The sequence below is a fragment of the Hydrogenophaga sp. genome, assembly GCF_011772445.1.
GTDB lineage: Bacteria > Pseudomonadota > Gammaproteobacteria > Burkholderiales > Burkholderiaceae_C > Hydrogenophaga.
The window spans coordinates 152,066-170,145 of sequence record NZ_WVZN01000017.1 but is presented as its reverse complement, the minus strand read 5'-3'; the positions used below and the strand labels follow the sequence as shown (position 1 = coordinate 170,145).

Below are 18,080 nucleotides of genomic sequence, written 5' to 3'. Positions count from 1 at the left end.
AAGGCCTCGGCCTCGTCGAGCTCCTGATGGCCATGGTCATCGGACTCGCCGTGGTGCTGGCCGTCACCGTGACCTATCTGCAAACGGCGAGCGGCACACGGCACGCCATCCTGCAGGCCCAAATGAATGAGGACGGTGCGATCGCCCTCGAGCTTCTGGCCAGCCATCTGCGATTGAGTGGCTATTCAGAGACCGGAACGGGTGGCATCCGCCTATTCAAAGGCTTGCCACTAAAGGGTTGCGATGGCGGCTTCACCGCCGCCACCGACAGCGCCAGCTTCGATCTGCTGGCCTGTACGGGCGGTTCCGGCAGCGACGCCATAGCGGTGCGGTACCACGCCACACGGCTGAACAGCCCGGTCGTGAATTCCTCTGGCTCACCCAACAATCCTCTGCCAGCAAACTGCGTCAACGAAGGCATTCGGGATATCGACACCGGGGGTGGCCAGATGGCCTCCATCGCCGACAACCGCTTCTATGTCCAGAACGACGCCACAAATGACGACACGCCCACATTGTTTTGCCGCGGCAGCAACGGCGCGGGCTTCAGCAACGCGGTCGCCCTGGTGCCCAACGTCGAGTCGCTGCAACTGCGCTATGCAGTGACACGCGTGCCCGTGCTGGGCGCCATACCGCCGCATCAAGTCACCGCGCTTGTGCCAGCCAGTGATGCGTCCCTGACGCCGCCGATGGGGGATTGGACCCGCGTCGCCGCCGTGGAGCTTTGCGTGCTCGTGCGTTCGCAGCGGCCAGCACCACACAACGAGCTGAGCAACAAGGACATCTCCCGCTACCTGGACTGCGGCGGCACGGCGATGTCGGCCAACGACGGGCGCCTGCGTCGCGCGTACCGAACGGTGGTGCACCTGGCGAACCTGCGTCCGGCCCAAGCGATGCCTTTCGAGACCGACGGCACCACCGCCCGCAACCCTTACCGGAACCTTGACCCGCAATGAATCATCGTGTCGGCCTCAACGGGGTGGTACTCCCGGTGGTGCTCATCATGCTGGTGGTACTGGCTTTCGCCGGCTTGCTGGCGGCCAGGCGCGGCGCAGGCCTGCAGGAAGTCAGCACCAACGCGAGAGTCCGCCAATCAGCCGAATTTTCTGCACAGACAGCGCTCCGCCAATGCGAAGCCATCGTGATCGACGTGGTGGACAACCATGGCGCGGTCCACGGCGAACAGCACAAGCGCTTTGGCAGCAAGGAACTCACCGATACGAACGATGCCGATGCGCTCTGGCGGAACCCAGACAACTGGATGGAGGGCGCAGCCCATCCCATCCGGGTGGATTCCACGAACACCGAGGTCAGCAGCGCCGCGCAGCGCTTGCCCCCGGCCCATTGCCTGATCGAGCCCATGCGAGGCGACCGATACCTCATCACGGCTCGCGGCCTGTCGGCAGGCGCGCGTTTCGACAAGGACGGGCGGCTCGAGGGCGGCTCCGAGATCTGGCTCCAGTCGGTGATTTCTCCCAAAGTACCGGTTCGATCCGGCGAAGGCGGCTATGAGTGACTTTTCTTCCCGGTTTCGCGGCCTGCTGGTGTGTGCGCCGCTGATGCGCACCCTCTTTGCCCTGGCGATTGGCGTGGCCGCCATGGCCCCCGAGGCCCACGCCAACCCGTCGCAACAGCCCCTGTTGGTGAACACCGCCGGCGCAAGGCCCAACCTCGTGGTGACGCTGGACAACTCCGGGTCAATGTCCTTCCCCTATGCCGACGGGTACTCGATGACCATCGACGGTGGCAAAGGAACGGACATCTTCGCTGCCCAGCGTTCGGCGGAATTCAACTCGCTCTACTACAACCCGCGCATTACCTACCGGCCCCGCGTCGACGCTCAAGGCAAGCCCCTCGTGCCTTCCGATGGTGTCGAGTTCATCTCCAACCAGGCGAGCACCAAGTTCAACTACGCCGTCTACTCCCCTGGCAACGAGGCGCCGAATGAATCCACCACCTTGCTGGTCAAGCACAGCAGCTTCGAAGCAGTCCCCGCAGAAACGCCTGCCGGGTACCAGCGGATCTACGAGTACCCCTGGGACCCGAAGTGGCCTGGCATTGACTACGTGCCGTATCACCGGACCTACATCAAGGGCCAGGTGCCCGATCCCAACCACCCCGCAGAACCCTTCACCTATTTCACTTGCTCTCCCAACCTGGGCATTGCAGGTTGCAGCAATGCCAAACCGGTGTCGATCGACAAAAACACCACGGGCATGATTCCGCTGCCGAAAACGGGCAGTCAACGAACCGACCCTGGCTGCAGCGAGACCCAATGCACGGCGGAGGCCGAGCGGGCCAACATCATGAACTGGTACCGCTACTACCTCACCCGCATGGCCGCCACCCAGACCGCCTTGGGTCTGGCGTTCAACGACGAACGCCTGAACAGCACGCTGCGCATCGGCTACATGCGCATCAATTTCCCGAGCCGGGCCATCGGTCTGCAGCTCGGCAGCGACGTATCGCAAGAGCGTGTGCTGCGCGGCGTGCGCCTGTGGTCTCCAGGATCCACCGCCAATCAACAGTTTTATGACTGGTTGTATGGCACCGTTGCGATGGGTGGCACACCGCTGCACAACAGCGTCGACAAGGTCGCCAGCTACCTGCGCGTCCCTTCTGGTGCCAAGGAGAATCCCTGGACAGGCCGCCCCAACCAGCCCGCAAGCCCCGACAACCCCGAGCTGGCGTGCCGCCGCTCCTATCACGTGCTCTTTTCGGACGGCGCCTGGTCTCCCGATGACGCCACAAAAAATCAGGTGGCCACGGACGACGACAACCGCACAGGCAAGGAATTCACCCGCGCACCAGGCGTCGACGCGAGACCTGAAAAATTCAGGTACGAACCCAAGGGCAACGACACGCAACGCAAGTGGTACACGCCCTACCCCGGCACAGGGACCCGAGGTCTGGCCGACCTCACGGCCAGGTACCACTGGCATGAGGATCTGCGCCCCGATCTGGCCAATCGTGTAACCACGCGCGTCGGCCAGCCCGTCTTCTGGCAGAACATGACCACCTACACCGTGGGCTACCTCATCAGCCCCTCCGGCGGCGATGCGGGTCTGAGCTTCGATCAGATCGACAAGTACCGATTCGACTACCTGATCAAGGGCTACGAAAAGAGCCTTCTACCCCGCTGGCCCAGCGACGATCTCAATTCAGCCATCGATGCCAAGCGCATCGACGATTTCCTCCACGCGGGCTACACCGGTGGTGGGCGAGGCTTCAGCGTGCGCAGTGCCGACGACGTCAGGACGGTGATCAACAACATCGTCTCGTCCATCCTGTCCGCCATGGGCAACGACGCAGGTGTGGCCGTCGGCGGCAGCGGCGATGTCCCGCAAGGACTTCAGGGGCAACTCAAGTATCACGTCGAGTACAGCACCGTCGACAACGAGGGGGACATCACCGCCTCGGTGATCGACGAGAACGGAAACACGAAAGCCCTCGCCGTGGACGCCAACGGTCAGCCGCTCACGGCACCTGACAACAAGGAGTACTGGTCGGCCAGCAAGCAGTTGCCCAAGCCAGCCGATCGGCGCATCTACAGCATCCGCCCCGACAACACGGGATTCGAGTTCAAGGGCGCCCTGAGCTCGCTGCCCATCGCAACCATCCTTGCACTCAAAAGCGACGACCTCGACAAGCGAATCCCCGACGACGATCGGTTCGTCGAGTACCTCCGAGGGGGTGATCCCGTGCTGGACGCCAAAGGCCAACCGTTCAGGCTGCGGCTGTCCGGCCTCGGCGCGGTCGTCAACAGCCCGCCGCTGCTGATCGACAAGGGAGCTGCCTACATGGGGTACGACCTGCATGGAGATGTCGATGGCAAGATCAGCTACGCCAGCTTCCGCTCACAGGTGGACAGCGCGCCGAATGCCCTGGTGGTGGCCACCAACGCGGGCCTGGTGCACCTGCTGGACGCCAGCAAGGGCAAGGAACTCGGCGCCTTCATGCCCCGTCGCAGCATGGGCCGGCTGATCGGTCAGGCGGATCCGGACGCGCCCTTCCGCTACGTGCTCGACGGCCCGCTCTCACTCCACGACATCTACCACGAAGGTGCCTGGAAACAGATCGCCGCCGGTACAGGCGGGCGCGGCGCGCAGTTGATCTATGGCCTGAACGTGCCTCTCAATGGAAGTCAGCCGCGCACACCGTCGGCCAAGGACTTTCTCTGGGAAACCGGGGCGGATCTCATCAACGACGCGCCGTTCACGGCGGGGCACATGACGACGCCGATCCGGAGCGGGCAGACCGATAGCGGCGCATGGGTACTGATCACAACGACAGGTCACCACAATGGCGTTGCCAACGGCAAGGGCCACGGCCTGTTGGTGCTCGATGCCGCCACCGGCGCCGTCTTGCGCCGGCTGGCGCTGCCGACCGGTTTCGACGCCGGACGCGGCATGGGCGCCGTCTCCCTGATGTCGGACCATCGTCAGCGCATCGTGGCCGCCTATGCGGGCGATGCCAACGGTCAACTGTGGCGCTTCGACTTGCGGGGCCGTCCCACGGAATGGCGCGTTGCCTACGACAAGCCCTTGTTCGTCACCGAATACCGTCGCCCCATCTACGCGGGGCCGGCCTGGCAGCCTCACCCGCGCGGTGGCCACATCGTGGTGATCGGCACCGGCATGCTGCTCGATGACAGTGATCTCATCGCATCCACGCAGCCTGAAAGCATCTACGGCATCTGGGACCCGACGCCGCGGGACAAATCCTCGGACGGACGGAGTCTGGAGCCCGTCCAGGCGTCGGAGTTGCTGGAGCAGGCCGTGGAGTCGCTCGTCACAACGAGCGGTCAGAACAACTTCTTTGGCACCACGCGCCGCGTCATCGACTGGACCCGGCACCGCGGCTGGCGGCTGCAACTGGGCAAAGCCACACCAGGCGAGCGGGTCATCGAGCAAGTGGCCAACATCAGCACCAGCGTCAGCGTCACCACCGTCGGCATCGACCGGGGGCAGAGTGCAGCCGAAAGCTGCACGGACGACAGTGTGCCGCCGACCCGGACCTACATTCTCAATGCACTTGACGGCCAGGGCAGGCCGGCGTTTGACGTCGACGGGGACGGCAAGCTCGAACCCGCGTCCATGGTGGAAGTCCTGTCGGGCGGCTATCCACGAGGCCTGGCCTATCGCAACGCCACGCCATCGAGCGACGCCACGGCCAAGGTATTCGTGCACGACCTCAATCTGGGTTCACAAGGTGGCACCCTTGTCCCGCCGCCCGAATCGCCCGGGTCGACCGACTGCAAGGAGGTGGAAACCGAGGTCTATGGCACCAAGGACGGCAAATTCAAATTCAAAGTGCCGTGCAACAAAGTCCGTTCCTGGAGCCGCCAGCAATACCAACTCTCGAGGGTGCCGCAATGAAACCCTTGCGCGCCCAGCGCCGGCAGCCTTCCGGCTTCACCCTGCTCGAGCTGATGGTCACCTGTGCGATCGTCGCCATCCTCGCCAGCATCGCCTACCCGAGCTACACCGAGCACGTGCGCAAAGGCCGGCGCGCCGACGCACAGCGCGCCCTCGAAGAGGCCAGCCAGTTCCTGCGTCGCCGCTACAGCAGCATGGACACCCACGTGGGCGCGACCTTGCCCACGGCGCTCAGCCAAAGCCCGCGCGAGGGCTCCGCTGCCTACACCATCACCCTGGTCGAGGACGGCGCGGCTGTGGCCGCGGCCACCGAGGCGCACCGCTACACCCTGCGCGCCGTGCGCGCGGGCGCCATGGCCGATGACCGCTGCGGCGACCTCGATCTCGCCCACACCGGCGCGCGAGCGCAGCACAACGCCGCCGCGACTGCGGCACTCGCGGACTGCTTCCGCGGCAACTGACCCCGTGTCCTAGGGGGCTGCCGCCCCCCCCGCGACCGCCGGCCCTACCAAACCCTGCGAAAATAGCCGGATGTTCACCGGCATCATCACCGGCGTGGGGCGCATCGCCGACTCCCATGCGCTGGGCGGTTCTTTGCAGCACGGGCGGCGCCTCACCATCGAGGCCCCGGCCGGGTTTCTGGCCGACGTCGGCCTGGGAGACAGCATCGCCCTCAACGGCGCCTGCATGACCGTCACCACCCTCGACGCCCCGCAGAACCGCTTCACCATCGACATCTCCGCCGAATCGCTGGCCCGCACCGCCGGGCTCGACGCCGTCGGCGGCCGCCTGAACCTTGAAAAAGCCCTGCGCGCCCATGACCGCCTGGGCGGCCACATCGTCTCCGGCCACGTGGACGGCACCGGTACGGTGACCCGCTTCTCCCCTGTGGGCGAAAGCCACGAACTCGCCGTGCTCGCCCCGCCCGAACTCGGCAAGTACCTCGCCTACAAGGGCTCGATCACCATCAACGGCGTGAGCCTCACCGTCAACCGCGTCGCCGACCGGCCCGACGGTTGCGAGTTCAGCATCAACCTCATTCCCCACACGGTGCAGCACACCACGCTGGGCGACCTCGCCGCCGGCAGCACCGTCAACCTCGAAATCGACACCGTGGCCCGCTACGTCGAGCGCATGCTTGGCGCGGGCCTGCACCCGGCCAAGGAGGCCACACCATGAACGCCCCGGAAACCCTGGCCCCTGTGGCCATCTCCCCCGTCGAAGCCATCGTCGCCGACATGCGCGCCGGCCGCATGGTCATCCTCGTGGACGACGAGGACCGCGAGAACGAGGGCGACCTCGTGCTCGCGGCCGAGCACGTCACGCCCGAGGCCATCAACTTCATGGCCCGCTTCGGCCGCGGCCTGATCTGCCTCACGCTCACCAAGGAGCGCTGCGAGCGCCTGAACCTGCCGCCCATGGTGCCCCGCAACGGCACCAAGATGGGCACGGCCTTCACCGCCTCCATCGAGGCCGCCGAGGGCGTGACCACCGGCATCTCCGCCGCCGACCGCGCGCGCACCGTGCAAGCCGCCGTGGCGCCCAACGCCAAGGCCAGCGACCTGGTGCAGCCCGGCCACATCTTCCCGCTGCAGGCCGTGGAAGGCGGCGTGCTCATGCGCGCCGGCCACACCGAGGCCGGCTGCGACCTGGCCGCCATGGCCGGCTGCTCGCCCGCCGCCGTCATCTGCGAGGTGATGAAGGACGACGGCACCATGGCCCGCCTGCCCGACCTTCAGCAATTCGCCGCCGAGCACGGCATCAAGATCGGCACCATCGCCGACCTCATCGAGTACCGCAGCCGCACCGAATGCCTGGTGCAGAAGGTCGGCAGCCGCCCGCTCAAGACAGCCTTCGGCGACTTCACCGCCCACGCCTTCCGCGACCAGCCCAGCGGCGCCGTGCACATGGCCCTGGTGATGGGGCAGTGGCAGGCCGAGGAGGCCGTGCCCGTGCGCGTGCACGAGCCCCTGTCGGTGCTCGATGCGCTGGAGGTCGGCCGCGCCATGCACAGCTGGAGCCTGGAGTCCAGCCTGCGCCACCTGGCCAAGGCGGGCCGCGGCGTGGCCGTGCTGCTCAACTGCGGCGAAAGCGCCGACCAGTTGCTGGCCCAGTTCGACGGCACCGCGCGCTCGGCCCAGGCGCCCGAGCGCGGCCGCATGGACCTGCGCACCTACGGCGTGGGCGCCCAGATCCTGCGCGAATGCGGCGTGACCCGCATGGAGCTCATGGGCACGCCGCGCCGCATGCCGAGCATGCAAGGCTACGGCCTCGAGATCACCGGCTTCATCGGCCACCCCAACTGACCCCACACCCCACGGAAACGGACGCCCCCATGTTTGGCGCAGACAAAGGCACAGCCGACCTGCTCGACGGCAAACGCCTGCACATCGGCATCGTGCAGGCGCGCTTCAACGAAGCCATTACGGACACCCTGTTCAGCGCCTGTCAGGCCGAACTGCTCGCCCTCGGCGTGCAAGAGAAGAACATCGCCCACGTCAAAGTGCCGGGCGCGCTGGAGGTGCCCGTGGCCCTGCAGGCCATGGCCGAGCTCGACGAGTACGACGCCCTGATCGCCCTGGGCTGCATCATCCGCGGCGAGACCTACCACTTCGAACTCGTCGCCAACGAGTCCGGCGCCGGCGTCACCCGCGTCGCCCTGGACCACCAGATCCCCGTGGCCAACGCCATCCTCACCACCGAAAACGAGGCCCAGGCCCTCGCACGCCAGGTCGACAAGGGCCGCGACGCCGCGCGCGTGGCCGTTGAAATGGCCCTGGTGCTGGACCGCATTGGCTGATTCCATGAGCACCTCTCCCGATACCGCCTCCAACAAGCCGCGCAAGGCCGCCGACAAATCGGCCCGCACCCGCGCGCGCGAATTCGCCCTTCAGGCGCTGTACCAGCATCTGGTGGGCCGCAACCCGATCGATGACATCGACACCTTCACCCGCGACCTCTCCGGCTTCCACAAGTGCGACAGCCTGCACTTCGACGCCCTGGTGCGAGGCTGCATCGAACAGGCCGCCGAGCTCGACGCATTGATCACCCCACACCTGGACCGCCCGATGGCCGAGATCTCGCCCATCGAACACGGCGTGCTGTGGATCGGCACCTACGAGTTCCGCCAATGCCTGGACGTGCCCTGGCGCGTGGTGCTCAACGAGTGCATCGAACTCGCCAAGTCCTTCGGCGGCACCGACGGCCACAAGTTCGTCAACGGCGTGCTGCACCCGCTGGCCGAGCGCTTGCGCCCCGCCGAAGTGGCCGCCTCGCCGCGCGCCGGCGGCGCCCGCCGATGAGGGTCTCGCGCAGGGCCGAACGCATCGAGCCCTTCTACGTGATGGAGCTGGCCAAGGCCGCCACCCGCCTCGCGGCCGAGGGCGCTGCCGGCCAGCGCCCGATGATCTACCTCAACATCGGCGAGCCCGACTTCACCGCCCCGCCGCTGGTGCAGCAGGCCGCCGAGCGCGCCATCCGTGATGGCCGCAGCCAGTACACCCAGGCCCTGGGCCTGCCCGCGCTGCGCGAGGCCATCGCCGGCTGGTACGGCACGCACTTCGGCGCCACGGTCGATCCGTCGCGCATCGTCGTCACGGCTGGCGCCTCGGCCGCGCTGCAACTGGCCTGCCTGGCCCTGATCGACGCGGGCGATGAAATCCTCATGCCCGACCCGAGCTACCCCTGCAACCGCCAGTTCGTGCAGGCGGCCGAGGGCACGGCGCGCATGGTCCCCTGCGGCCCGGAACAACGCTTCCAGCTCAGCGCCGAGCAGGTGCGCACGCACTGGGGCGAACGCACGCGCGGTGTGCTGCTGGCCTCGCCGTCCAACCCCACCGGCACCTCCATTGCGCGCGACGAGTTGCAGCGCATTGCCGCCACCGTGCGCGAGCGCGACGGCGTCACGCTGATCGACGAGATCTACCTCGGTCTGAGCCACGACGCCGCCTTCGGCCAGACCGCGCTCACCCTGCCCGAGGGCCTGGGCGACACGGTCATCAGCGTCAACAGCTTCAGCAAGTACTTCAACATGACGGGCTGGCGCCTGGGCTGGCTGGTGCTGCCACCGGCCCTGGTGCCCGCGGTCGAACGCCTGGCGCAGAACCTCTTCATCTGCCCCAGCGCCATCTCGCAGCACGCCGCACTGGCCTGCTTCGAGCCCGACAGCCTGGCCGAGTACGAGCGCCGCCGCGCGGCCTTCAAGGCCCGGCGCGACTACTTCATCCCCGAACTCAATCGCCTGGGCCTCACCGTGCCCGTCATGCCCGACGGCGCCTTCTACGCCTGGGCCGAGGTGCGCGCCCTGTGCGAGCGCTGGGGCATCCCGCCGACGGCCGACACGCCCGAAGCCGGCGGCAGCTGGCCCCTGGCCTTCGAACTCATGCGCCGCTGCCAGTTGGCCGCCACGCCGGGGCGCGACTTCGCCCAGGCCGAGCCCGGGCGCTACCTGCGCTTCTCCACCGCCAACTCCATGGAGCAACTGCAGGAGGCCGTGGCGCGGCTGGAGGCGGCCTGGTGAGCGGGGACCCACTCACCACCCCCTTCGAGTGGCGCGTGCGCGTCTACTGGGAAGACACCGACGCTGGCGGCATCGTCTTCTACGCCAACTACCTCAAGTTCTTCGAGCGCGCCCGCACCGAATGGCTGCGCGCGCTCGGCGTCGAACAGCAGCGCCTGCGGGAGGCCGAAGGCGCCATGTTCGTGGTGAGCGCCACCGACGTGCGCTACCTGCGCCCCGCCCGCCTGGATGATTTGCTTCTGGTTACCGCCCAGGTCACGGAAGCGGGCCGCGCCTCGCTCACAATCGCGCAGTCGGCACGCCGGGACTCCCCGGCGGGGGACTTGCTGTGCGAAGGCACCATCCGCATTGGCTGGGTGGACGGCGGTACCCTGACACCCCGGCGCATGCCGCCTTCCCTGCGCCAGGCCCTGGGCCTGGGCTGAGCGCTGCACCGGTGACAGACCGAAACCTTTTTCACCTGTTCCGATCCCTGCACCATGACCCCAGAACTCTCCATCGTCCAGCTCATGCTCCACGCGACCTGGGTGGTCCAGGCCGTGGTCGCGCTGCTCGTGCTGATGTCGCTCATCAGCTGGGCCGCCATCTTCCGCAAGATGGGCACGCTCAAGCGCGTGCGCTCGCGCAACGAGGCCTTCGAGCGCGAGTTCTGGTCGGGCACCAACCTGAACGAGCTCTACGCCGCCGCGGCGCAGAACGCGCGCAGCGCGGGCCCCATGGAACGCATCTTCGCCAGCGGCATGCGCGAGTTCAACAAGCTGCGGGAGCGCCGCATCACCGACAGCGGGGCCCTGCTCGACGGCGCGCGCCGCGCCATGCGCGCCAGCTTCCAGCGCGAGCTCGACATGATGGAGTCCAACCTCTCCTTCCTCGGCACCGTCGCCTCCGTCGCCCCCTACGTGGGCCTGTTCGGCACGGTGTGGGGCATCATGCACGCCTTCACCGGGCTGGCCTCGCTGGCCCAGGTCACGCTGGCCACGGTGGCGCCCGGCATCGCCGAAGCCCTGGTGGCCACGGCCATCGGTCTCTTCGCCGCCATTCCCGCCGTCATCGGCTACAACCGCTTCGCGCACGACATCGACCGCGTGGCGAACAGCCTGGAGACCTTCATGGAAGAGTTCTCCAACATCCTGCAGCGCAACCTCGGTTCGCACCACCCGCAGGCCGCCACCGCGTCCACCTTCTGAGGCACTGAACCATGGCCAAGCTCGCCGCCCGCGGCCGGGGCCGCCGCACGATGAACGAGATCAACATGGTCCCGTTCATCGACGTCATGCTGGTGCTGCTGATCATCTTCATGGTCACGGCCCCACTCATCACGCCCAGCCAGATCGCCCTGCCCACCGTGGGCCAGGCCCAGCGCCAGCCCGACCGCTTCGTGCAGGTCACCATCGACAAGTCCGAGCAGTTGCGCGTGCGCGAAGGCAGCGCCAGCGGCGAGGGCGCGCTGGTGCCGCTGAACCTTCTGGCCGCTCGCGTGCTCGAACTGCAGGGCACGGGGGCCGACCAGGCCGGCGTGCCCGTGATCATCAGTGCCGACAAGACCGTGCAGTACGACGCTGTGGTGCGCACCATGAACGAACTGCAGAAGGCCGGCGTGCAGCGCGTCGGCCTGTCGGTGCAGACCACCCGCTGAGCCTTTGCCCGAACCACCCGATGCGATCCACCGCCGACCACCTCGACCTCGCCCCGCCGCCGCAAGGCCGCTGGGGCGGCGCGCTGGGCAAGGCCATCGGCGTGCACGCCCTGCTCATCCTGGCGCTCACCTGGGGCGTGAGCTGGCGCCGCGACGCCGACACGCCGGCCGTGGAGGCCGAACTGTGGTCGCGCCTGCCACAGCAGGCGGCGCCACGCGCCACCGCGCCACCGCCGCCGCCCAAGCCCGCACCGGTGCCACCGCCCCCGGCGCCTGTGCCGCCGCCGCCCCCTCCACCCGCACCGGCCCCCGCGCCGCGCCCGGCTCCGCCGCCCCCGCCCGCCCCGGCGCAGCAGCAGGCCGACATCGCGACACAGAAAGCCAAGGAGAAGGAAAAGGCGGAACGCGAACGCGCGGAGCGGCTGGCGGCCGAGAAGAAGGCGGCCGCCGAGAAGGCCGCCGCCGAAAAAGCCGCGGCGGAGAAGAAGGCCGCGGCGGACAAGGCCGCCGCCGAGAAGAAGCGCGCCGAGGCCGAGCGCCAGGAAAAGCTCGCCGAAGAAAAACGCGAAGCCCAGCGCAAGGCCGCGCAGGAAAAGCGCCAGGCCGAGCTGCAGGAGCAACTGCGCAAGGAGCAGCTCGCCCGCATGATGGGCCAGGCCGGCGCCAGCGGCTCGCCGCAGAGCACGGGCGCCGCCCAGCAGTCCAGCGGGCCTTCGGCCAGCTATGCCGGCAAAGTGGCCGCGCGCATCAAGCCCAACGTGGTGTTCACCGAATCCGCGCCGGGCAACCCGCGCGCCGAGGTCGAGGTGCGCGTGGCCCCCGACGGCACCATCACCAGCCACAAGCTCGTCAAGAGCAGCGGCAACGCCGCCTGGGACGACGCCGTGCTGCGCGCCATCGACCGCACCGGCACCCTGCCACGCGACGTCGACGGCCGGGTGCCGTCATCGCTCGTGATCGGCCTGCGGCCGCTGGACTGATCAGCGGCGCCGCTCGCTGTTTCGCCTGATCCACTCGGCGAGTGCCGGCTCCGGCACCGAGCCGTCGGCCACCCCCAGCATCGTCAACGTGGCTTCTGCCTGCGTGGCAACGAGACGATAACCGTTCAGATAGAGGAACAGACCCATCGCCAGGAAAGCGGCTCGCTTGTTCCCATCGACGAAGGCATGGTTCTTGGCCAAACCGAGCGCATAGCTGGCCGCCAGGTCGGCCACATCCGGCGATCCATATGAGGCCAGGTTCCTCGCCCGCCCCAGGGCGGATTCGAGGAGGCCTTCATCGCGGATACCCGCCCGTCCGCCATGTTCCGCCAGGCTTTCGTCGTGCAACAGCACCAGGGCACTTCTGTCCACCCAGCGCCAGTTCATTTGGCCAACTGGTGAAAGGTGTCTCGATAGTCCCGCATGAAGGCCCTGCCAGCCTCGATCTGCTCTTCGAGAGCAGGGTCATAAGGCGTCAGCACCAGCCCCTCGGGAGTCTCCGTGAGGAACACTGTCTGGCCTTTCTCAAGACGCAATTTGGCCAGTGCTTCCTTGGGCAGGATGACGCCCACGGAATTGCCGATCTGGGTGAGTTTGAGCGTGTGCATGGCGGCGCCTCATTCGTTATAACGAACGTAATACTACGTTCAATTGCCGCACCCCGTCAATCGAACACGATCTCCGCCCGCTGCTCGTGCGCCTGCGCCGTCCAACTCGCCAGCGCCGCGTCCGTGGGGAAGAACAGCGCCCGGTCATCCAGTTGCAGTTCACAACGCGCGCCGTCGCGCTGCAGCGCCAGGCGCACCGGCAGACCGCGCACGAACTCGCCCTGCTCGCTCATCTCGCGCCTGGGCGGAAACTCGCGCACCAGTTGCGCCACCGCCGGCGCGTGGCCGTTGACTGCCACCCGCAGGTACTTGCCGAAGCGGCAGCGCGCGCTGGCCAGATCCCAGATCTGCTGGATCTTCAGGCGCAGGCCACCCGAGAAGCGGTCTGGCTGGGCCACCGCCTGCACCACGATCAGCTCATCGTCCTTCAGCAGCGCGCGGTGCGCATTGATCAGGTTCTCGTCGGCGCTGGTCTCCAGCACGCCGGTCTTGTCATCGATCTTGAACAGCGCGAGCTTGCCGCGCTGGCCGTTGATGACGCGGAAGTCGGTGACGATGCCCGCGAGGATCACTGGGTCGCGGCTGTCCACCACGTCCACCAGGCGCGTGCGCGCGAAGCGCCGCACCTCGCGCTCCACCTCGTCGAACAGGTGGCCCGAGAAGTAGAAGCCGATCGCGCTCTTCTCCAGCGTGAGCTTTTCCTTCACGCCCCAGGGCAGGGTCGCCACCAGCTCGGGCTCCTGCGTGCTGGAGCCGTGGTCGTCACCGCCCAGCATGTCGAACAGCCCGCCCTGGTGCGCGTTGGCCTGCGTGGTGGCGGCGTACTCGAAGGCGATGTCCAGCGTGGCCAGCAGTTCGGCGCGGTTCAGGTGCAGGGCGTCGAAGGCGCCCGCCTTGATGAGCGCTTCCACCGTGCGCTTGTTGATGCGCGTGCGGTCCACGCGCAGGCAGAAGTCGAACAGGCTCTTGAACGGGCCGCTCTCGCCGCCATTGGGGCCTTCGCCGCGGCCTTCGCGGGCCGCCACGATGGCCTCGATCGCCTGCTGGCCCGTGCCCTTGATGGCGCCCAGGCCGTAGCGGATGAGCTTGTCCGTCACCGGCTCGAAGCGGTAGCCGCCGCGGTTCACGTCGGGCGGCTCGAAGGCCATGCCCATCTTCTGCGCGTCCTCGAACAACACCTTGAGCTTGTCGGTGTCGTCCATCTCCACCGTCATGTTGGCGCAGTAGAACTCCGCCGTGAAATGGACCTTGAGCCAGGCCGTGTGGTAGGCCAGCAGCGCGTAGGCGGCGGAGTGCGACTTGTTGAAGCCGTAGCCCGCGAACTTCTCCATCAGGTCGAAGATCTCGTCGGCCTTGTCCTGCGGAATGTTGTGGGTCTTGAGCGCACCGGCGCGGAATTTCTCGCGGTGCTCGGCCATCTCCTCGGCCTTCTTCTTGCCCATGGCGCGGCGCAGCAGGTCGGCGCCGCCAAGCGAATAGCCGGCCAGGATCTGCGCGATCTGCATGACCTGCTCCTGGTAGACCATGATCCCGTAGGTCTCGCTGAGCATGTCGGCCACGGCCGGGTGCGGGTACTCCACCGCCTCGCGCCCGTGCTTGCGCGCCACGAAGCTGGGGATCAGGTCCATCGGGCCCGGGCGGTACAGCGCGTTGAGCGCGATCAGGTCCTCCAGGCGCGTGGGCTTGGCGTCGCGCAGCATGCCCTGCATGCCGCGGCTTTCAAACTGGAACACGGCTTCGGTCTGCCCGCGCGAGAACAGCGCATAGACCTTGGGGTCATCGAGCCGCACGTCCTCGAAGCGGAAGTTCTCGCGGCCCTTGTGGCGCTTGACGATGAACTCGCGCGCGATCTCCAGGATGGTGAGCGTGGCCAGCCCCAGAAAGTCGAACTTGACGAGGCCGATGGCCTCCACGTCGTCCTTGTCGTACTGGCTCACAGCCGATTCGCTGCCCGGCTGCGCGTACAGCGGGCAGAAGTCGGTGAGCTTGCCCGGGGCGATCAGCACGCCACCCGCGTGCATGCCCACGTTGCGCGCCATGCCCTCGAGCTTCTGCGCCAGCTCGATGAGCGTCTTGACGTCCTCTTCCTGGCGCACACGCTCGGCCAGCACCGGCTCCATCTCCAGCGCGTAGTTGTTCTTGTCGCCTTCCTTCTTGGGCACGGGCGGGTACTGCAGCGTCACGCTCATGCCGGGCTTGTTGGGCACGAGTTTGGAGATGCCGTCGCAGAAGCCGTAGGACAGGTCCAGCACGCGGCCCACGTCGCGGATGGCCGCGCGCGCGGCCATGGTGCCGAAGGTGGCGATCTGGCTCACCGCGTCCTTGCCGTACTTCTGCTTCACGTAGTCGATGACGCGGTCGCGGTTGCCCTGGCAGAAGTCGATGTCGAAGTCGGGCATGGACACCCGCTCCGGGTTCAGGAAGCGCTCGAACAGCAGCTTGTACTGCAGCGGGTCGAGGTCGGTGATCTTCAGCGCATAGGCCACCAGCGAGCCCGCGCCCGAGCCCCGGCCCGGGCCCACCGGGCAGCCGTTGTTCTTGGCCCAGTTGATGAAGTCGCCCACGATCAGGAAGTAGCCCGGGAAGCCCATCTTCAGGATGGTCCCGATCTCGAACTCCAGGCGCTCGACGTAGCGGGGCCGCTGCCGCTCGCGTTCCGCCTCGTCGGGGTACAGGTGCTTCAGACGTTCCTCCAGGCCCTCGAAGGACGACTGGCGGAAGAAGTCCTCCATGGGCATGGGCACGCCGTCGATGAGCGGCGTGGGGAAGTTGGGCAGTTGCGGCTTGCCCAGCACCAATGTGAGGTTGCAGCGCCTGGCGATTTCAGCCGTGTTGGCCACGGCCGACGGCAGGTCGGCGAACAGCGCGGCCATGTCGGCAGCGGGCTTGAACCACTGCTCGCGCGTGAAGCGGCGCACGCGGCGGTTGTTGGCCAGGATTTCGCCCTCGGCGATGCACACGCGCGCTTCGTGCGCCTCGAAGTCGTCGGGCTCGAGGTACTGGACCGGGTGCGTGGCCACCACCGGCAGGCGCAGGCGCGCGGCCAACTGCGCGGCCGCCACCACGTGGCGCTCGTCGTCGGCGCGGCCGGCGCGCTGCACCTCGATGTAGAAGCGGTGCGGGAACAGAGCCGCCAGCGTCAGCGCCGTGTCGCTGGCGCGCTGGGCGTCGCCGGCCACCAGTGCCTGCCCCACGGGGCCGGCCTGGGCACCCGACAGCAGGATCAGGCCCGCGTTGAGTTCCTCGAGCCACTCGCGCTTGAGCACGGCCTGGTCGCGCACCACGTTGCGCGTCCAGGCGCGCGCCAGCAGCTCGCTGAGGTTGAGATAACCCTGCTTGTCCTGCACCAGCAGCAGCACACGCGGCAGCGGCGGCTGATGGGCACCGGGCATCGCATTGGGCGTCTCCTCGGTGAAGCCTTGCAGCAGCACCTCGGCACCGATGATGGGCTTGACGCCGGCGTCGCGCCCGGCCTTGTAGAACTTGACGGCGCCGAAGAGGTTGTTGAGGTCGGTGATGGCCAGGGCGGGCTGGCCGTCGGCCGCGGCGGCGGCCACGACCTCGTCGATGCGGTTGGTGCCGTCAACGACGGAAAACTCGGTGTGCAGGCGCAGGTGAACGAACATGCGCCTGATTCTAGAAGGGGCCTTCTGTCCCCTTTTCAGAGCCCGATCAGTCCTTGAGGATGTGCAGCACCTCGGAGCGGAACTCCCGGCTGTACAGAATGGCGGCCACCACGGCCGTGGCGATCACCATCGCCAGCGGCGAGACGAACCAGCCCAGCAGGGCGAATGAAAAGTAGTACGCCCGCAAGCCGTCGTTCATGGTCTCGGCCGCCGAGGCCACGAGCGAGGCCGCCCGGTCCACGTACGCGATGCGGTCGAATCGGCCAGACGCGAAGTCCTCGGGCGGCGGCATGGACCCGATCACCAGCGCCACGAAGGTGTACTGCCGCATCGACCAGGAAAAGCGGAAGAACGAGTACACGAAGATCGCCACCAGCACCAGGATCTTGAACTCGAAGACGATCAGCGTGGTCGCCTGCGCGAACGGGATCTCGCTCATCAGCTCGGTCGCCTTGTCGGTGGTGCCCAGCAGGGCGAACAGGGCACCGACGATCAGGATCGAGGTGGACGAGAAGAAGGCCGGCGTGGTCGACAGGTTCTGCGTGATGATGCCGTCGAGCATGCGCGGGTCGCGCTCGATGGCCTGCTCCATCCAGTAGCGGCGGTAGCGGTTGGTGGTGCGCAGCAGCGAGGGCCGGGTCTTGGCCCAGGCTTTGGCGAACACCGCGTAGCCGATCCAGATGGAAAAAAAGCAGACCAGCGCGAGCCAGTCTGCCCAGGGAAGGATGCTGAAGATCTTCATGAGGCCGCGATGCTACGCCTCATGAAGACCGGTGCTCAAGCCGTGAACCGGGCGGCCACCGCCGCGATGCGCTCACCGAACAGGCGCGCCGTCTCCAGGTCGCCCGGCAGCATGTCCTGCGCGCCCGCGTCGGACGGGCTTTGCGCGATGGCGCCGCTGTACGACACGAGGTAGTTCACGTCGTTGCGCTGCGCGCCCTTGGTGTTGGCCGGCATCAGGCCCTGGCTCACCCAGAGCATGCCGTGCTGCATGGCCAGGGTGAACAGCGCATTGAGCGTGGACTGCTTGTCGCCGTTCATGCCGGCGCTGTTGGTGAAGCCGGCGGCCAGCTTGTCCTTCCATTTCTGCGCGAACCAGGCCTTGCTGGAGGCGTCGGCGAACTTCTTGAACTGCCAGCTCACGCTGCCCATGTAGGTGGGTGTGCCGAAGACGATGGCATCGGCCGCATCCAGGGCTTCCCAGCCGCCCTCGGGGAGGTTGCCATCGGCGTCGATGGCGATGAGCTCTGCCCCCGCGCCGTCGGCCACCGACTGCGCCATGCGCTGGGTGTGGCCGTAGCCGGAGTGATAAACGACAACTACCTTGGTCATG

Annotated in this window: 18 protein-coding genes; 13 read left to right on the top strand and 5 right to left on the bottom strand. The window is 67.4% G+C overall.

Annotated elements, in window-relative coordinates:
• Positions 1-26: 26 nt before the first annotated feature.
• The 13 genes from GTO19_RS07650 to tolA all read left to right on the top strand — a co-directional run bounded on the left by GTO19_RS07650 (position 27) and on the right by tolA (position 12,513).
• The gene (locus GTO19_RS07650; protein ID WP_291019936.1) at positions 27-956 is read left to right on the top strand and encodes a PilW family protein; all 930 of its coding nucleotides are present in this window, start codon (positions 27-29) and stop codon (positions 954-956) included.
• Positions 953-1,516, top strand: coding sequence for a hypothetical protein (locus GTO19_RS07645; RefSeq protein WP_291019934.1), 564 nt, complete (start codon positions 953-955; stop codon positions 1,514-1,516). The genes GTO19_RS07650 and GTO19_RS07645 overlap by 4 nt, the downstream gene beginning before the upstream one ends.
• Positions 1,509-5,378: a PilC/PilY family type IV pilus protein gene (locus GTO19_RS07640; RefSeq protein WP_291019931.1), complete on the top strand. Its 3,870-nt coding sequence runs from the start codon at positions 1,509-1,511 to the stop codon at positions 5,376-5,378. The genes GTO19_RS07645 and GTO19_RS07640 overlap by 8 nt, the downstream gene beginning before the upstream one ends.
• Complete coding sequence (locus tag GTO19_RS07635) at positions 5,375-5,839, top strand: type IV pilin protein (RefSeq protein WP_291019928.1); 465 nt, start codon at positions 5,375-5,377, stop codon at positions 5,837-5,839. The genes GTO19_RS07640 and GTO19_RS07635 overlap by 4 nt, the downstream gene beginning before the upstream one ends.
• A 70-nt stretch (positions 5,840-5,909) precedes the next feature.
• The gene (locus GTO19_RS07630; RefSeq protein ID WP_291019926.1) at positions 5,910-6,557 is read left to right on the top strand and encodes a riboflavin synthase; all 648 of its coding nucleotides are present in this window, start codon (positions 5,910-5,912) and stop codon (positions 6,555-6,557) included.
• On the top strand, positions 6,554-7,684 hold the full coding sequence (gene ribBA / locus GTO19_RS07625; protein WP_291019923.1) for a bifunctional 3,4-dihydroxy-2-butanone-4-phosphate synthase/GTP cyclohydrolase II: 1,131 nt from the start codon (positions 6,554-6,556) through the stop codon (positions 7,682-7,684). The genes GTO19_RS07630 and ribBA overlap by 4 nt, the downstream gene beginning before the upstream one ends.
• A 29-nt stretch (positions 7,685-7,713) precedes the next feature.
• Positions 7,714-8,178, top strand: a complete 465-nt coding sequence (gene ribH, locus GTO19_RS07620) for a 6,7-dimethyl-8-ribityllumazine synthase (protein ID WP_291019921.1) — start codon at positions 7,714-7,716, stop codon at positions 8,176-8,178.
• Between the two features lie 4 nt (positions 8,179-8,182).
• Complete coding sequence (gene nusB / locus GTO19_RS07615; protein WP_291019919.1) at positions 8,183-8,680, top strand: transcription antitermination factor NusB; 498 nt, start codon at positions 8,183-8,185, stop codon at positions 8,678-8,680.
• Complete coding sequence (locus GTO19_RS07610; RefSeq protein ID WP_291019917.1) at positions 8,677-9,897, top strand: pyridoxal phosphate-dependent aminotransferase; 1,221 nt, start codon at positions 8,677-8,679, stop codon at positions 9,895-9,897. Before nusB ends, GTO19_RS07610 begins: the two co-directional genes overlap by 4 nt.
• A complete protein-coding gene (gene ybgC / locus GTO19_RS07605; RefSeq protein WP_291019916.1) occupies positions 9,894-10,322 on the top strand; it encodes a tol-pal system-associated acyl-CoA thioesterase in 429 nt (142 codons plus the stop codon). The genes GTO19_RS07610 and ybgC overlap by 4 nt, the downstream gene beginning before the upstream one ends.
• 54 nt (positions 10,323-10,376) lie before the next feature.
• Positions 10,377-11,084, top strand: coding sequence for a protein TolQ (gene tolQ, locus GTO19_RS07600; RefSeq protein WP_291019915.1), 708 nt, complete (start codon positions 10,377-10,379; stop codon positions 11,082-11,084).
• Between the two features lie 11 nt (positions 11,085-11,095).
• Entirely contained in the window at positions 11,096-11,533 is a 438-nt protein-coding gene (locus GTO19_RS07595; protein ID WP_291019912.1) for an ExbD/TolR family protein, read from the top strand.
• Positions 11,534-11,553: 20 nt separating this feature from the next.
• Positions 11,554-12,513 (top strand): cell envelope integrity protein TolA, encoded by a 960-nt coding sequence (gene tolA / locus GTO19_RS07590; RefSeq protein WP_291019910.1) that lies wholly within the window; start codon positions 11,554-11,556, stop codon positions 12,511-12,513.
• On the opposite strand, the gene GTO19_RS07585 is transcribed toward tolA, so the two are convergent.
• From GTO19_RS07585 to GTO19_RS07565, 5 genes are read right to left on the bottom strand one after another with little or no spacing between them, the layout of a single operon-like run.
• Positions 12,514-12,900, bottom strand: coding sequence for a type II toxin-antitoxin system death-on-curing family toxin (locus GTO19_RS07585; RefSeq protein ID WP_291019907.1), 387 nt, complete (start codon positions 12,898-12,900; stop codon positions 12,514-12,516).
• Positions 12,897-13,121 carry an AbrB/MazE/SpoVT family DNA-binding domain-containing protein gene (locus GTO19_RS07580; RefSeq protein ID WP_291019904.1) on the bottom strand — a complete coding sequence of 75 codons (225 nt, stop codon included), beginning with the start codon at positions 13,119-13,121 and terminating at the stop codon, positions 12,897-12,899. The genes GTO19_RS07585 and GTO19_RS07580 overlap by 4 nt, the downstream gene beginning before the upstream one ends.
• 56 nt (positions 13,122-13,177) lie before the next feature.
• Positions 13,178-16,747, bottom strand: a complete 3,570-nt coding sequence (gene dnaE, locus GTO19_RS07575) for a DNA polymerase III subunit alpha (protein ID WP_291019901.1) — start codon at positions 16,745-16,747, stop codon at positions 13,178-13,180.
• Positions 16,748-16,793: 46 nt separating this feature from the next.
• Positions 16,794-17,489: a DUF599 domain-containing protein gene (locus GTO19_RS07570; protein WP_291019899.1), complete on the bottom strand. Its 696-nt coding sequence runs from the start codon at positions 17,487-17,489 to the stop codon at positions 16,794-16,796.
• Positions 17,490-17,524: 35 nt separating this feature from the next.
• On the bottom strand, positions 17,525-18,079 hold the full coding sequence (locus GTO19_RS07565) for a flavodoxin family protein (RefSeq protein ID WP_291019897.1): 555 nt from the start codon (positions 18,077-18,079) through the stop codon (positions 17,525-17,527).
• Position 18,080: the final 1 nt, after the last annotated feature.

What these genes read in the sequence shown, in the direction of transcription:
- GTO19_RS07650 (WP_291019936.1), top strand. Translation starts at nt 27, where the DNA reads ATGGCCATGGTCATCGGACTCGCCGTGGTGCTGGCCGTCACCGTGACC.
- GTO19_RS07645 (WP_291019934.1), top strand. Translation starts at nt 953, where the DNA reads ATGAATCATCGTGTCGGCCTCAACGGGGTGGTACTCCCGGTGGTGCTC.
- GTO19_RS07640 (WP_291019931.1), top strand. Translation starts at nt 1,509, where the DNA reads ATGAGTGACTTTTCTTCCCGGTTTCGCGGCCTGCTGGTGTGTGCGCCG.
- GTO19_RS07635 (WP_291019928.1), top strand. Translation starts at nt 5,375, where the DNA reads ATGAAACCCTTGCGCGCCCAGCGCCGGCAGCCTTCCGGCTTCACCCTG.
- GTO19_RS07630 (WP_291019926.1), top strand. Translation starts at nt 5,910, where the DNA reads ATGTTCACCGGCATCATCACCGGCGTGGGGCGCATCGCCGACTCCCAT.
- ribBA (WP_291019923.1), top strand. Translation starts at nt 6,554, where the DNA reads ATGAACGCCCCGGAAACCCTGGCCCCTGTGGCCATCTCCCCCGTCGAA.
- ribH (WP_291019921.1), top strand. Translation starts at nt 7,714, where the DNA reads ATGTTTGGCGCAGACAAAGGCACAGCCGACCTGCTCGACGGCAAACGC.
- nusB (WP_291019919.1), top strand. Translation starts at nt 8,183, where the DNA reads ATGAGCACCTCTCCCGATACCGCCTCCAACAAGCCGCGCAAGGCCGCC.
- GTO19_RS07610 (WP_291019917.1), top strand. Translation starts at nt 8,677, where the DNA reads ATGAGGGTCTCGCGCAGGGCCGAACGCATCGAGCCCTTCTACGTGATG.
- tolQ (WP_291019915.1), top strand. Translation starts at nt 10,377, where the DNA reads ATGACCCCAGAACTCTCCATCGTCCAGCTCATGCTCCACGCGACCTGG.
- GTO19_RS07595 (WP_291019912.1), top strand. Translation starts at nt 11,096, where the DNA reads ATGGCCAAGCTCGCCGCCCGCGGCCGGGGCCGCCGCACGATGAACGAG.
- tolA (WP_291019910.1), top strand. Translation starts at nt 11,554, where the DNA reads ATGCGATCCACCGCCGACCACCTCGACCTCGCCCCGCCGCCGCAAGGC.
- GTO19_RS07585 (WP_291019907.1), bottom strand. Translation starts at nt 12,900, where the DNA reads ATGAACTGGCGCTGGGTGGACAGAAGTGCCCTGGTGCTGTTGCACGAC.
- GTO19_RS07580 (WP_291019904.1), bottom strand. Translation starts at nt 13,121, where the DNA reads ATGCACACGCTCAAACTCACCCAGATCGGCAATTCCGTGGGCGTCATC.
- dnaE (WP_291019901.1), bottom strand. Translation starts at nt 16,747, where the DNA reads ATGTTCGTTCACCTGCGCCTGCACACCGAGTTTTCCGTCGTTGACGGC.
- GTO19_RS07570 (WP_291019899.1), bottom strand. Translation starts at nt 17,489, where the DNA reads ATGAAGATCTTCAGCATCCTTCCCTGGGCAGACTGGCTCGCGCTGGTC.
- GTO19_RS07565 (WP_291019897.1), bottom strand. Translation starts at nt 18,079, where the DNA reads ATGACCAAGGTAGTTGTCGTTTATCACTCCGGCTACGGCCACACCCAG.